Origin of the sequence: Methylomagnum ishizawai, assembly GCF_900155475.1 — a bacterium.
GTDB lineage: Bacteria > Pseudomonadota > Gammaproteobacteria > Methylococcales > Methylococcaceae > Methylomagnum > Methylomagnum ishizawai_A.
In genome coordinates this window covers 3,900,407-3,912,698 of sequence record NZ_FXAM01000001.1, presented here as the reverse complement: position 1 = coordinate 3,912,698, position 12,292 = coordinate 3,900,407, and the positions used below count along the sequence as shown (strand labels likewise).

At 63.9% G+C, this 12,292-nt stretch carries 13 protein-coding genes; 4 read left to right on the top strand and 9 right to left on the bottom strand.

Translation table 11 applies throughout. The features are described 5' to 3' along the window. Positions 1-42: 42 nt before the first annotated feature. The 3 genes from B9N93_RS17480 (at position 43) to B9N93_RS17470 (ending at position 2,155) form a co-directional block, all read left to right on the top strand. A complete protein-coding gene (locus B9N93_RS17480) occupies positions 43-771 on the top strand; it encodes a DUF6946 family protein (protein ID WP_085215518.1) in 729 nt (242 codons plus the stop codon). 105 nt (positions 772-876) lie between these two features. Further along, positions 877-1,527: a LysE family translocator gene (locus tag B9N93_RS17475; RefSeq protein ID WP_085215517.1), complete on the top strand. Its 651-nt coding sequence runs from the start codon at positions 877-879 to the stop codon at positions 1,525-1,527. A 238-nt stretch (positions 1,528-1,765) separates the two neighbouring features. Further along, the gene (locus tag B9N93_RS17470; RefSeq protein WP_085216323.1) at positions 1,766-2,155 is read left to right on the top strand and encodes a cupin domain-containing protein; all 390 of its coding nucleotides are present in this window, start codon (positions 1,766-1,768) and stop codon (positions 2,153-2,155) included. Between the two features lie 32 nt (positions 2,156-2,187). Here B9N93_RS17470 and trxC read toward each other — a convergent pair whose 3' ends face one another. The 9 genes from trxC to tviB form a co-directional block, all read right to left on the bottom strand. Then, positions 2,188-2,622 (bottom strand): thioredoxin TrxC, encoded by a 435-nt coding sequence (gene trxC, locus B9N93_RS17465; RefSeq protein WP_085215516.1) that lies wholly within the window; start codon positions 2,620-2,622, stop codon positions 2,188-2,190. Between the two features lie 11 nt (positions 2,623-2,633). Continuing rightward, positions 2,634-2,942, bottom strand: a complete 309-nt coding sequence (locus tag B9N93_RS17460) for a chaperone modulator CbpM (RefSeq protein WP_085215515.1) — start codon at positions 2,940-2,942, stop codon at positions 2,634-2,636. Continuing rightward, complete coding sequence (locus B9N93_RS17455) at positions 2,935-3,897, bottom strand: DnaJ C-terminal domain-containing protein (protein WP_085215514.1); 963 nt, start codon at positions 3,895-3,897, stop codon at positions 2,935-2,937. The genes B9N93_RS17460 and B9N93_RS17455 overlap by 8 nt, the downstream gene beginning before the upstream one ends. Before the next feature lie 162 nt (positions 3,898-4,059). Next, entirely contained in the window at positions 4,060-5,202 is a 1,143-nt protein-coding gene (locus tag B9N93_RS17450) for a cytochrome-c peroxidase (RefSeq protein WP_085215513.1), read from the bottom strand. A gap of 142 nt (positions 5,203-5,344) precedes the next feature. Then, a complete protein-coding gene (gene galE / locus B9N93_RS17445; protein WP_085215512.1) occupies positions 5,345-6,346 on the bottom strand; it encodes a UDP-glucose 4-epimerase GalE in 1,002 nt (333 codons plus the stop codon). A 47-nt stretch (positions 6,347-6,393) separates the two neighbouring features. Continuing rightward, complete coding sequence (gene moeA, locus B9N93_RS17440; protein WP_176225309.1) at positions 6,394-7,638, bottom strand: molybdopterin molybdotransferase MoeA; 1,245 nt, start codon at positions 7,636-7,638, stop codon at positions 6,394-6,396. After that, positions 7,619-8,155 (bottom strand): molybdopterin-guanine dinucleotide biosynthesis protein B, encoded by a 537-nt coding sequence (mobB, locus tag B9N93_RS17435; RefSeq protein WP_085215511.1) that lies wholly within the window; start codon positions 8,153-8,155, stop codon positions 7,619-7,621. Before mobB ends, moeA begins: the two co-directional genes overlap by 20 nt. A 69-nt stretch (positions 8,156-8,224) precedes the next feature. Beyond that, on the bottom strand, positions 8,225-9,235 hold the full coding sequence (locus B9N93_RS17430; protein ID WP_085215510.1) for an NAD-dependent epimerase: 1,011 nt from the start codon (positions 9,233-9,235) through the stop codon (positions 8,225-8,227). A 16-nt stretch (positions 9,236-9,251) separates the two neighbouring features. Further along, positions 9,252-10,532 carry a Vi polysaccharide biosynthesis UDP-N-acetylglucosamine C-6 dehydrogenase TviB gene (gene tviB / locus B9N93_RS17425; protein WP_085215509.1) on the bottom strand — a complete coding sequence of 427 codons (1,281 nt, stop codon included), beginning with the start codon at positions 10,530-10,532 and terminating at the stop codon, positions 9,252-9,254. Between the two features lie 357 nt (positions 10,533-10,889). Here tviB and B9N93_RS17420 point away from each other — a divergent pair, with 357 nt between their 5' ends. Further along, on the top strand, positions 10,890-12,284 hold the full coding sequence (locus B9N93_RS17420) for a TIGR03013 family XrtA/PEP-CTERM system glycosyltransferase (RefSeq protein WP_085215508.1): 1,395 nt from the start codon (positions 10,890-10,892) through the stop codon (positions 12,282-12,284). Positions 12,285-12,292: the final 8 nt, after the last annotated feature.

The window sequence follows — 12,292 nt, the reverse complement described above, 5'->3', positions numbered from 1 at the left end:
GGGGGGCGGCCCGTTCCCGCCACCGGACTTTAGAAATCAACTATGGACATCGTCGATAACCAAGGCAAACGGATCGATTCATTGGCCGCTTGGGCCAAGCTCTACCAATCCCCACGCTCGGCGCAGCAATGGAAAGAACACCGCAGCGCCTACTCGATGGCGGAATTCATCCTCCATCGGGATGGGGCCAGCACCCTGCGGGCCAGGATTGCCGATGCGTTGGGGGAAGCGGTGGAGTTTGACAAAGCCATCCCCGAGCGGGAAATCCGTTTCGACGCGTTCGGGCGGGGTCGGATGCACGATCTGGGGATTTACGGGCGGACGGGATCGGGGAAATCCCTCTTCGTGGGGGTGGAGGCCAAGGTCGATGAACCCTTTGGTGCGTTGGTCCGGGAAGCATACCTTACCGCGAAAGCCCGACAAATCGCCGGTGAATCGACCAATGCTCCCGAGAGAATAGAACAACTGCTCAAGCTCCATTTCCCGGCCCCCGACCCATCGGTATTCGAGGTCCGTTATCAACTCCTCTATGCCACCGCCGGCACCTTGGCTGCGGGCACGGATATTTCCGTGCTATACATCGTCGTGTTCAAAACCCCGTTGTACAGCGAAATCATCAGCGCCGAGAATTACCGGGATTATGTCGATTTCATGGCCAAGGCCGGGGCCAGTCCGCTCAAGCTGTCCAGCAAGGAAGCGCAGGGACATAAGCTCCTCTTGGGCGGCAAGGAATTGGTGTGCTTGCATGAGCATTTCGATCTGCGTGGTTAGGCCATTTTCAAACGGCTTGTGGGCATGTGCCCATACCCACCGCGATACCCGGAAGGGTGGGCTACGGATTTATGGCTTTATCTCCAATCATCCGGGGTTTCTGCGATGACCGATCTCATTCCACCTTGGCCTTTGTTCTCCACATTCCTGCTCGCGGGCTTGGTCCTCGCCATCACGCCTGGACCCGGAGTGTTGTACATCGTGACGCGCAGCCTTGTGCAAGGGCGTCTTTCCGGGTTGGCGTCGGTCGCGGGGGTTGCCCTCGGCAACCTTGGCAATGTGCTGGCCGCTGCGGTGGGGCTTGCCGCTTTATTCGCGGTGTCTGCGCTAGCGTTTTCCGTGGTCAAGTATGCGGGCGCGTTATACCTTGTATATCTTGGTCTACAGATGCTCCGCTCTTCCCCGGTCGATAATCTGGCGGCTATGCCTGCCGCGCTGCCATTCTGGCGTATTTTCCGGGATGGCTTCGTGGTCGCGTTGCTTAACCCGAAAACCACGGTATTTTTCGCCGCATTCCTGCCACAGTTCCTGGACCCTGGCATATCGATTCCGCTTCAGTGCGTGACGTTGGGTTCCCTCTTCGTGATGATCGCCGCGATAACCGACAGTGGCTACGCCTTGGCAGCCAGCGCGGTCGCGCCTGTATTGCGCGGTGGTGTTCTTCGCCACGCTGGGCGCAAGTTTGGCGGCGGGATGTTCATCGGTCTTGGCATATTCACCGCGTTATTGACGGGGCCGCGCAAGGCCGTGGAGTAAATGGAAACAGTCAAGCCCGTCCTTCTGGCCGGGTTATCGCTGCCGCCCATCCGCGACGCTTGATCGGAAATACCCCCGGTTTCCTGCCCGCCATGGGATGCCGTTCCGTCGCCTAAAGCCGCCCAGGCTGTTCCCGCCCACCCCGCATTGCGCTAACCTGCCTCCGGGCCGCGAGGCCGTGCCGCGTTGTCGGTGATTTTTTCAAGCGAGAAGCTATGCGAGGTGAACCAAGATGAAGATGAACAAGCTTATTGTGGGATTATCCACCCTGGCCGGGATGGCGGTGTGGCTGGTGGGTCCGGCGCTCGCGGACGGGGCGGAAGGCGGGGCGCCCAAGCCCTCGCGCCAAGCCCTGTTCAACCGGGATGTCGATCTGCCCTCGGCCCAGATTCAAACCCATGTGGTCCGGGTGACTTTCCCCGCCGGGGCCAAATCGCCCACCCACACCCATCCGGGGCCGGGGCCGCGCTATGTCATCAAGGGCAAGCTCAAGGTGGTGGACGGCGGCGAGACCAAGATTTACTCGGCGGGCGATGTGTTCTGGGAAAGCGGCCACGAGATGACCGTCGAGAACGTCGCGGGCGATGAGTCGCAGATGATTTTCTTCGAGATGGCCCCCCGCGATTGAGGAAAGCGGGGCGGGTCGTGGCCCGCCCCGTTTCAAAGATGCGAGCGCACCCAGGCCACGATATCGCGGGTACCCATCGCCCCCGCTTGCCGGGCCACTTCCCGCCCGCCCTGGAATAAGGCCAGGGTGGGAATGCTGAGGATGCCATGCTCGGACCCCAAACCCGGTTCCGCCTGGGTGTCGAGCTTGGCGAGCCGGACCTGGGGTTCCAACAGCCCCGCCGCCTGGACGAAATAAGGGGCCATCATCTTGCAGGGTCCGCACCAGGGTGCCCAGAAATCCACCAGCACCGGAATATCGTTGCGCCCGATATGCTGGGCGAAGGTGGCGGCGTTTAGTTCCACCGGATGGCCGGTGAACAAGGGCCGGTGGCAGTGCCCGCAGTTGGGTCCGTGCCCGAGTTTCTCGGCGGGAACCCGGTTCACCGCGTGGCAGTGCGGGCAGACCAAATGCAGTTTGTCGTTCATCGGTTTTCCCCTCAACGTGGGCGGGCGCGGTCCAGCCGCGCCCGGAGTTCATCCAATTCTTCCAGCATATCGGCGACCAGGGCCGCCAGTTCCGGCACGGCGTCGAAATCGCGCTCCACTTGCCGCATCCGCCGCGCCCGGCGCAACTGGGCGCTGGAAAACCGCCAAATCCCCGCCGTGCCCCGGCTACCGGGAAATAAACCTTCCTCGATATGGCGCACCAGCCAGTCCGGTTCGACCCGGCAGGCGGCCGCCACTTGTTCCAGGGTCAGCCAGGTTTCCTCCATCAGGCTGCCGATCAGGATGTCGTTCTCACGCATGGTCGTGGCTCCCGTGCTGGCGTGGATCGAAGGCGAGTTCGCGGGCCATCCGCTCGTAAAGCTCCCGCGCCTTGGGGCTGTCGGCGGGCGGTAGCACCACCCGGATGGCGATCAGCAAATCGCCCGGCGGCTGGCTGGGAATGCCCTTGCCGCGCACGCGCAGGACTTGGCCGCTCTGCGCCCCCGCCGGGATGCGGACTTTCAAGGGACCGTCCGGCATCTCCACCGCGATCACCGCGCCCAGCGCCGCTTCCCAGGGCGCGACCGGCAAATCGAGGTGCAAATCCCCGCCCGCCACCCGGAACCGGGGATGGGGCTGGAAATGCACTTCCAACAGCAAATCCCCCGCCGCCGCGCCGCCGCTGCCGGGCGCGCCCTGGCCCGCCAGGCGGATGGTTTGTCCGGCGCGGATGCCCTTGGGAATCTTCACGGTCAGGTCGCGGTTATCCATGACCAGATGGCCCTGGCCGTCCAAGCGCGGCGCCCGCAGAGAAACCCGCCGGGTCGCGCCGCGGAAGGCGTCTTCCAGGTCCAGCATCACCTTGGAGTGATGGTCCGCGCCCGCCGCCCGGAAGCCGTCGCCGCGTTTGCCGAAACCGCCGCCGCTACGGCTCCTGCGCCCGAATAATTCGGAGAAGAAGTCGCTGAAATCCGCCGCCTCGCCCGGCCCGGACCCCTGGCCCGCGAATTCGAAACCGGCGTCCCAGTCCGGCGGCGGCCGGAAATCCTGGCCCGGTTGGTAGCCGCGCCCGACTTGGTCGTAGGCGGCGCGTTTTTCGGGATCGGATAGCACCGTGTAGGCTTCGTTCAGTTCCTGCATGCGCTGTTCGGCGTCCTTTTCCTTGGAAACGTCCGGGTGGTATTTGCGGGCCAGCTTGCGGAAGGCTTTTTTGATGTCGGCTGCCGTGGCCGTCCGCGCCACCCCGAGGGTCTGGTAATAATCCTTGAACTGCATGGCTGCCTGCCGTTGGGAGGTTGGAATAGATAGCCCTGAAAATGGTGGTGGTTGGTGGGAATATCAAGCTGGACCCGGCCTGGGAGGCGATCCGGGGTTGTGGCCGGAGTCCAAAGCTAGCTTCGGACTCCGGGAGCTTTCCACGGACCCAAACCGGACGGGTCAGGGCTGGTAGCCGTCGGTCAGGGTCAGCAGGAAGGCGACGATGGCGTCGATTTCGGTGTCGCGCAGCCCCAGGTGGCCGACTTGGGCGGTGTTCAGGTTGGCGCTGGTTTCCGGGACCGGCCAGCAACCCCGGCGCAGGGCGGCGCTTTCCCCGAGCAGGGGCTTGGGGCAGGCGGGCTTGCGGTCCCGGCTGTTGTAGAAATCCACCACGCCGCGCAAAGTCCTGAAATAACCGTTGTGCATATAGGGCGCGGTCCGGGCGAGATTGCGCAGGGTGGGCACCTTGAATTTACCGTATTCCGTCGGCTGGTCCAGCACTCCACCCAGCCCCAGGTCCACGAACGCCGCACCCTCTGGATTGAATTCCGGGGGCAGGGCGTAGAACGGGTTGTTGGGGTTCTTGGGCACGCCGATGTTGTGGTAGCTGAAGTCGGTGAACAAGGGCGGCGCAGCGTCGGGAGCGGACCGGCTCAGATGGCAGGAAGCGCAGCCGCCTTTTTCCGGTGCCTCGAACAAGGCCAAGCCCTGGGCCTCCTGCCGGGTCAGTTTGACCCGCCCGGCCAGATAGGCGTCGTATTTCGAGGCAAAGCGGTTGAGCTTGGGGCCGCGCTCGAATTCGGCGATGGCCGCCGCCAGATGGTCGTAGGCCGTGGCCGGGTCGTCCAGTGCGTCGGGGCCGAACACCTGGGCGAACAAGGGCGCGTAGGGGGCCGCGCGGACCTTGCCGATCAACGTGGCGATGTCGGGGTTGTTCATTTCCAGGGGGTTCAGGAGCGGACCCTTGGTTTGTGCTTCCAGGCTGGCGGCCCGGCCATCCCAGAACAGTCCGCCGTAATACAGGCCCGCCCTGGCGTCGAAATGGAACGCCGGACTGTAATCGGCATACATCGCGGTCAAAGCGTTGCGCGGGCCGGCCCGGCCCGGTACAGCCCCGGCGGAAGTGGGCGAACCGCGGTCCTGGTCGCTGAAGCCACGGAACGGGTCGTGGCAATCGGCGCAGGCTTGCCCGGCGGGTTCCGAGAGGTTGGCGTCGAAGAAGAGTTGCCTGCCGAGTTCGGCCTTGGACGGCAGGGAATGGACGGCGGGGGACAGGGCCGCGCCGAGCGCTAGGCAAAGGACGGGTACGGAGGCGGGGTTCATGGCGCTGCCTTGCGTGAGGGTTGCAATCGGGTCCGATTATGGAAAACCCTCCGGGCAAGCTCAAGCGTGGCGGCAGCGGCGTGGTCCTGGGCGTTGCGCGGAATCCGGGGGTTCCCGGATTCCGTCGGCTATGGAACGGACTTCATTCCCCCCAAGGCTGCGTCAGCAGCTTCTTTTCCCAATCCAGCGAAGTCTTGACGATGAAATCGAGGTCGTCGTAGCGCGGACGCCAAGCGAAGGTGGCGTGGATTTTATTCACCGCCGCCACCAGTTGCGGCGGATCGCCCGCCCGCCGTGGTTGTTCTTCCACTGCGATGGGGCTGCCGTGGACCCGGTTCACGGCGTCGATCACTTCCCGCACGCTGTAGCCGTGGCCGTAGCCGCAGTTCAGCGTAGCCGAAGCCCCGCCGCCCCTGAGATGGTCCAGGGCGCGGATATGGGCATCGGCCAGGTCGCTGACATGGATATAGTCGCGCACGCCGGTCCCGTCCGGGGTCGGATAGTCGGTGCCGAACACCCGGAGTTTGTCGCGCTTGCCCACCGCCACTTCCGCCGCGACCTTGATGAGCAGGGTGGCGTTGCGGGTGGATTGGCCGATGCGGCCCTCGGGGTCGGAGCCCGCCACATTGAAATAGCGCAGGATCACATGCTTGAGCGGAGTGGCGGCGGACAGGTCGCGCAGCATCGTCTCGCTCATCAGCTTGGAGCCGCCATAGGGGTTGATGGGGGCGGTGGGCGCGGTTTCGGCACAAACCGCGGTGTCGGGAATGCCGTAGGTGGCGGCGGTCGAGGAAAAGATGAAATGCGCGACCCCGGCCTCGGCGGCGCATTGCAGCAGGTTGCGGGTCTTACAGGTGTTGTTGCCGTAATATTTCAAAGGGTCGGCGACCGATTCCGGCACGATGGTGTGGGCGGCGAAATGCAGGATCGCCCCGATTTGGTAGTCCTTGAGGATGCGGCGGACCAGTTCAGTGTCGCCGGTGTCGCCTTCGATCAACTCGCCGTACAGCACGGCTTGGCGGAAGCCGGTCGAAAGATTGTCGAGGACGACGATGCGCTCGCCCCTTTCCCCCAGTTGCTTGACGACATGGCTGCCGATATAGCCGGCCCCGCCGGTGACTAATACGCCTTGATGTGCTTGCATGGATGGCTCCTTGGTGTTGAGGTTCTCTGGTGTCAGCTTCCTTGGCTTTAGAGGAAGGCGTCGAAGGGTTCGATTTCGACGCCGCCGCCCGGTTCGACTCCGGTATTGTCGGCGGGCAGGACGATATAGCAATTGGCCAGGCTGAGGGAAGACAGCCGGTCGCTGCCCTGGCCCGCGCCCGCCGCCACGATGAATGTCCCGTCCGGCCCGCGCCGGTAGCGGCCGCGCTGGAATTCCATGCGGCCCGGTTTTTTGCGCAAGCGGGTTTCGCAGCGGGCGGGGAGGCGTAGGGGCGGGCGGGGCGGTTCGCCCTGCAGCCGTGTTAGCGCCGGTCGCACCAATTGCCGGAATGTCACCGCGACCGCCACCGGGTTGCCGGGCAGGCCGAAGCAATGTGCCGCGCCGATACGGCCATAGGCGAAGGGCTTGCCGGGTTTGATGGCGACTTTCCAGAATTCGAACTGGCCGATGTCGCGCAAGACCTCGACCACGAAATCGGCCTCGCCCACCGATGCCCCGCCGGTGCTGACGATGGCGTCGGCCTGGGCGGCGGCCGCCAGCAAAACCCGCCGCAGTGCTTCCGGGTCGTCCGCGACGGTGCCGAAATCCAGGATGTCCGCGCCGAGTTCGGCCAGCAAGGCGTCGAGCAGGTAGCGGTTGCTGTCGTGGATTTGGCCGGGGGCCAGGGTTTCCCCGACCGGGCGCAGTTCGTCGCCGGTCGAGAGGATGGCGACCTTGATCCGCCGTAGCACCGGGACTTCGGCCAGTCCGGCGGCGGCCAGCAAGCCCAGGTCGGCGGCTTCCAGGCGTTTGCCCTGGGGCAGCAAGGCTTGCCCGGCTTGGATTTCGCCGCCCTGGGGGCGGATATTCGCGCCCGGTTTCATGGCGGCGGCGAGGCGGATGGTTTCGTCCACGCGGATGACATATTCCTGCATGACCACGGCGTCGGCCCCTTCCGGCAGGACCGCGCCGGTGAAGATGCGGACGCATTGGCCTGGCCCGACCGCGCCCGTGAACGGCTGGCCCGCCCAGGCGGTGCCGATGACGGCGAGCGCGGCCTGGGGGCCGCTGTCCTCCGCCCGCAGGGCGTAGCCGTCCATGGCCGAATTGGCGAAGGGCGGCAGGTCCAGCGGCGAGGCCGGGGCCAGGGCGAGGATGCGGCCCCTGGCGGGTTTCAGCGCGACCGTTTCGGATTCCGTGATGGGATCGATACGGGCGATGAGGTGTTCCAGGGCGGATTCCAGGGTCAGCGTCCTGGGTTCGGCGCAAAAATCAGGGGTGTCGGTGGCCAAGGAAGTCTTCCAGGATGAAGCGGAGTATCTGTCCGGGATCGTTGATATCCAAGCAGGGGACCGTGGGCTTGGGGTGGGGTTCGGCGTCGGTCGCCACGGCGATGATGTGGCCGTCGTGCGGGAACAGCGGCGGCTGGCCTAGGGCGGGCCGGTGCAGTTCGATCTTGGGGAAGGCTTCCCATTTGAAGCCTTCCACTAGGATCAGGTCCAGTCCGGCCTGGTCGAAATAGGCCAATTCGCCGTCCAGGCGGGGTTCCTGGGGTTCCGGGTGTTCGGTGATGATGGCCCGGCGGTGCGAGGCGCTGAGCATGACCGGACTGGCCCCGGCCATCCTGAGCGTGTGGCTGTCCTTGCCGGGATGGTCGATCTCGAAAGCGTGGTGGCTGTGCTTGATGAGCCCGACGCGCAGGCCATGCGCCTTGAGCAGCGGGATCAGTTGTTTCAGGAGGGTGGTTTTGCCGGTGCCGCTGGGGGCGGCGAAGCCGAGCAGGGGCACCAGGGCGTTGGGGAAGCGCATTGGGTTGGATGGCGGGTGGCGAGAGGGTGGGGATCGCGGTGGGTACGGAATACGTGCCCACCCTACAATTCAGTGATGCCCGTAATAATCCTTGTACCAAGCCACGAAGCGGGCGATGCCGGTTTCGATGGGCGTGGCGGGCGCGTAGCCCACATCCCGCGCCAAATCGTCCACATCGGCGTAGGTGGCCGGGACGTCCCCATCTTGCATGGGCAGGAAGTTCTTCTCGGCCTTGATGCCTAGGCAATCCTCCAACACCTCGATGAAGCGCATCAATTCCACCGGCTGGTTGTTGCCGATGTTGTAGAGGCGGTAGGGGGCGCGGCTGGTGCCGGGGTCGGGCCGGTCGCCGTTCCAGTCCGGGTTGGGGCTGGCGACCCGGTCCAGGGTGCGCACCACGCCTTCGACGATATCGTCGATATAGGTGAAGTCGCGGCTGTGCTTGCCGTGGTTGAACACATCGATGGGGCGGCCCGCCAGGATGTTGCGGGTGAACAGGAACAAAGCCATGTCCGGGCGTCCCCAAGGCCCGTAGACCGTGAAGAACCGCAGTCCCGTGGTCGGCAGGCCGAACAGATGGCTGTAGGTGTGGGCCATCAGTTCGTTGGCCTTCTTGCTGGCGGCGTACAGGCTGACCGGATGGTCCACATTGTGGTGGACCGAGAACGGCATGGCGGTATTGGCCCCGTAGACCGAACTGGACGAGGCGTAGACCAGATGCTCCACGCCCTGGTGGCGGCAGGCTTCCAGGATATTGCAGAAGCCCACCAGGTTGGCGTCGATATAGGCGTGGGGGTGGGTCAGCGAATAGCGCACCCCGGCCTGGGCGGCGAGGTTCACCACCCGCTCGGGCCGGTGTTCGGCGAACACCCGGAACAGGTTGTCGCGGTCTTCCAGGGATATCCGGGCCTCGGTGAAGCCGGGCTGGACCTTGAGCCGGGCCAGCCGGGCTTCCTTGAGGTTCACGTCGTAATAGTCGTTGACGTTATCGACGCCGATGACTTCGTCGCCGCGGGCCAACAGGACGTGGGACAGGGCCGAGCCGATGAAGCCCGCCGTGCCGGTAACCAATACTTTCATGGGGTGTTTCCGGGGTTCAGAGGTATTCGTCCACGGCTTCCGGCGGGAGCGCGTATTTGACATCGAACAGGATGCCACCCGGCTTGGCCAGGGCGCGGATGCCCTCGGCCCCGAGCGCGGTGAATTCGCGGTGGGCCACGGCGATGATGATGGCGTCGTAATGGCCGGGCCGGGGTTCCGGCAGCAGTTCCAGGCCGTATTCGTGGCGGACCTCGTCCGGGCTGGCCCAGGGGTCGTAGAGATCGACCTGGGCGTCGTAACCCCGGAGTTCCTTGACGATATCGGTGACGCGGGTGTTGCGGATATCGGGGCAGTTTTCCTTGAAGGTCAGCCCCAGGATCAGGATATTGGCTTGGGAAACCGGGATGCGCTTGCGGGTCATCAGCTTGACCACCCGGTTGGAGACATATTCGCCCATGCCGTCGTTGATACGGCGGCCGGCCAGGATGATTTCGGGATGGTGGCCGATTTCCTGGGCCTTGTGGGTCAGGTAATAGGGATCGACGCCGATGCAATGCCCGCCGACCAAACCTGGCCGGAACGGCAGGAAGTTCCATTTGCTGCCGGCGGCTTCCAGCACTTCCAGGGTGTTGAGTCCGAGTTTGTGGAACAGGATCGCCAGTTCGTTGATGAGGGCGATATTGACATCGCGCTGGGTGTTCTCGATGACCTTGGCGGCCTCGGCCACCTTGATGCTGCTGGCCTTATGGGTGCCGGCCCGGATGATGCTGCCGTAGAGGGCGTCCACATAATCGGCGGCTTCCGGGGTGGAGCCCGCCGTGACCTTCTTGATGGTGGTGACCCGGTGTTCCTTGTCGCCGGGGTTGATGCGTTCCGGGCTGTAGCCGCAGAAGAAGTCGCGGTTGAATTTGAGGCCCGAGCGGGCTTCGAGGATGGGGACGCAGACTTCCTCGGTGGCGCCGGGATAAACCGTCGATTCGTAGACCACGATATCGCCCTCGCGCAAGACCGAACCCACGGTCTCGCTGGCTTTCACCAAGGGGGTGAGGTCGGGGCGCTTATGGTCGTCGATGGGGGTGGGTACGGTAACGATATAGAGATTGCAGTCGGCCAGATCGCCGGGCTGGGTGGTATAGCTCAACCGGGTGGCGGCGGCGAGTTCGCCGGCCTCCACTTCCAGGGAGCGGTCGATGCCTTCTTTGAGTTCGGCGATCCTTTGTGGGTGAATATCGAGGCCCACGGTGGGGAACTGTTTGCCGAATTCCACAGCGAGCGGCAACCCCACATAGCCGAGTCCGATAACTCCGATTTTTGCCTCTGCGAGCGAACGGTTCATAGTCAAATCCCTTGGGTTTTCAAATTCAACGAAGGCCGGATTTAGGTATCGATGTATCGCGGATTCTGCTTTACATTAAGCGGATTTGCGGGGATGTCCCAAGCCCCGCAGCGTAGATGCGGCCAATAGTGTAGAGGCAGGGAGGATTGGTGCCAACAGTCGATGCCGGGCGGGGCGGGCTTCCCGCCTTTGGATGAGTGGCCCGCCGCCGTATCCTTATCCGGGCTTCCCGGAAATCGCGCCGGGGGGCGCGGCATCCCGCCGGAGCGCGAAACCCTGGACTTTCCGCCCGCGGGGCATGCCCAAGAGGGAGCCGGTCGAATTTGACCATCACGAAGACCCATATCACACAATCCCATGATTCGCATATTCAGACATTATGTCTCCAGCGTCTATTTGCTCGTGTTTTTGCTGGATTCCGGTACTTTTTTTTCCGCGTTCTATTGGGGGGGCGTCCTCCGCTATTTCCCGCAAGGCATGGAGATGGCGCTGTTCGGGGATCGCGCCGTGGCCTCGGTCATCTTCACTGTGATCATGCTGGTCAGCACCACCGGCATGGGGTTGTACGAGCGGGTACAAAGCGGCGGCGATGCCGGGCTGTTGCTGCGCATCCTGGGGGCTTTCATGGCCGGTACCATCGTCATGGGCCTGGTGTTCTATGGCTTCCCCGAGGTATTCGTGGGGCGTGGGGTGTTCGGCTACGCCTTGCTGGCCGCGCTCACTTTGATGCTGATATCGCGCTTCGTGTTCTTGAGGTTCGTGGACCGGCGGGCCTTGCGGCGGCGGGTGCTGGTGTTGGGGGCGGGCTACAACGCCAATATGATCCACGACTTCGAGCAACGCGCCGCCAACCTCAACTTCTGGGTGGTCGGCTTCGTGCAGATGGGCAACGAGCCGTGCCGGGTCAATCCCTTGAAGCTGTGCGAACTCAAAACCCCCTTGCACGAATTCGCCCTCAAAGAGGATATCGACGAGATCGTGGTGGCCCCGGACGACCGCCGCGGCGGCTTGGTGGTGGATGAAATCCTCGATTGCAAGATGAGCGGGATGCAGGTGGTGGACCTCTTGAGCTTCTTCGAGCGCGAGGCCAGTTTGATCCGGGTGGATTGCCTGCATCCGAGCTGGCTGGTGTTTTCCGATGGGTTCCAGTACAGCGGGGTGCAAGAACTCGGCAAGCGGGCTTTCGATATCCTGGCCAGTCTCGGCTTGCTGTTGGTGGCTTGGCCGATCATGCTGCTGGCCAGCCTCGCCATCCTGTTGGAGAGCGGCTTCGACGCCCCGGTGTTCTACCGCCAAACCCGTGTCGGCAAGCAGTCGCAGCCGTTCCGGGTCGTCAAGTTCCGCAGTATGCGCACCGACGCCGAACAGGACGGCAAGGCGCGGTGGGCCACCCAGAACGATGACCGCGTGACCCGCGTGGGCCGCTTCATGCGCAAGACCCGCATCGACGAATTGCCGCAGTTGTTCAATGTGCTGAAAGGAGAGATGAGCTTCGTGGGACCGCGGCCCGAGCGCCCCGAATTCGTCGAGAAATTCGCCGAGACCATCCCTTATTACGCCGAGCGCCACCGGATCAAGCCGGGCATCACCGGCTGGGCGCAACTGTGCTATCCCTATGGTTCCGGCTACCAGGACGCCATCGAGAAATTGCAGTATGACCTCTACTACGTCAAGAACTACAGCCTGTTCCTGGATTTCCTCATCATGTTGCAAACCATCGAAGTGGTGATCTGGGGCAAGGGCGCCCGCTAGGCCCGGAG

Coding starts and splice junctions, on each gene's coding strand:
- B9N93_RS17480 (WP_085215518.1), top strand. CDS start 43: ATGGACATCGTCGATAACCAAGGCAAACGGATCGATTCATTGGCCGCT.
- B9N93_RS17475 (WP_085215517.1), top strand. CDS start 877: ATGACCGATCTCATTCCACCTTGGCCTTTGTTCTCCACATTCCTGCTC.
- B9N93_RS17470 (WP_085216323.1), top strand. CDS start 1,766: ATGAACAAGCTTATTGTGGGATTATCCACCCTGGCCGGGATGGCGGTG.
- trxC (WP_085215516.1), bottom strand. CDS start 2,622: ATGAACGACAAACTGCATTTGGTCTGCCCGCACTGCCACGCGGTGAAC.
- B9N93_RS17460 (WP_085215515.1), bottom strand. CDS start 2,942: ATGCGTGAGAACGACATCCTGATCGGCAGCCTGATGGAGGAAACCTGG.
- B9N93_RS17455 (WP_085215514.1), bottom strand. CDS start 3,897: ATGCAGTTCAAGGATTATTACCAGACCCTCGGGGTGGCGCGGACGGCC.
- B9N93_RS17450 (WP_085215513.1), bottom strand. CDS start 5,202: ATGAACCCCGCCTCCGTACCCGTCCTTTGCCTAGCGCTCGGCGCGGCC.
- galE (WP_085215512.1), bottom strand. CDS start 6,346: ATGCAAGCACATCAAGGCGTATTAGTCACCGGCGGGGCCGGCTATATC.
- mobB (WP_085215511.1), bottom strand. CDS start 8,155: ATGCGCTTCCCCAACGCCCTGGTGCCCCTGCTCGGCTTCGCCGCCCCC.
- B9N93_RS17430 (WP_085215510.1), bottom strand. CDS start 9,235: ATGAAAGTATTGGTTACCGGCACGGCGGGCTTCATCGGCTCGGCCCTG.
- tviB (WP_085215509.1), bottom strand. CDS start 10,532: ATGAACCGTTCGCTCGCAGAGGCAAAAATCGGAGTTATCGGACTCGGC.
- B9N93_RS17420 (WP_085215508.1), top strand. CDS start 10,890: ATGATTCGCATATTCAGACATTATGTCTCCAGCGTCTATTTGCTCGTG.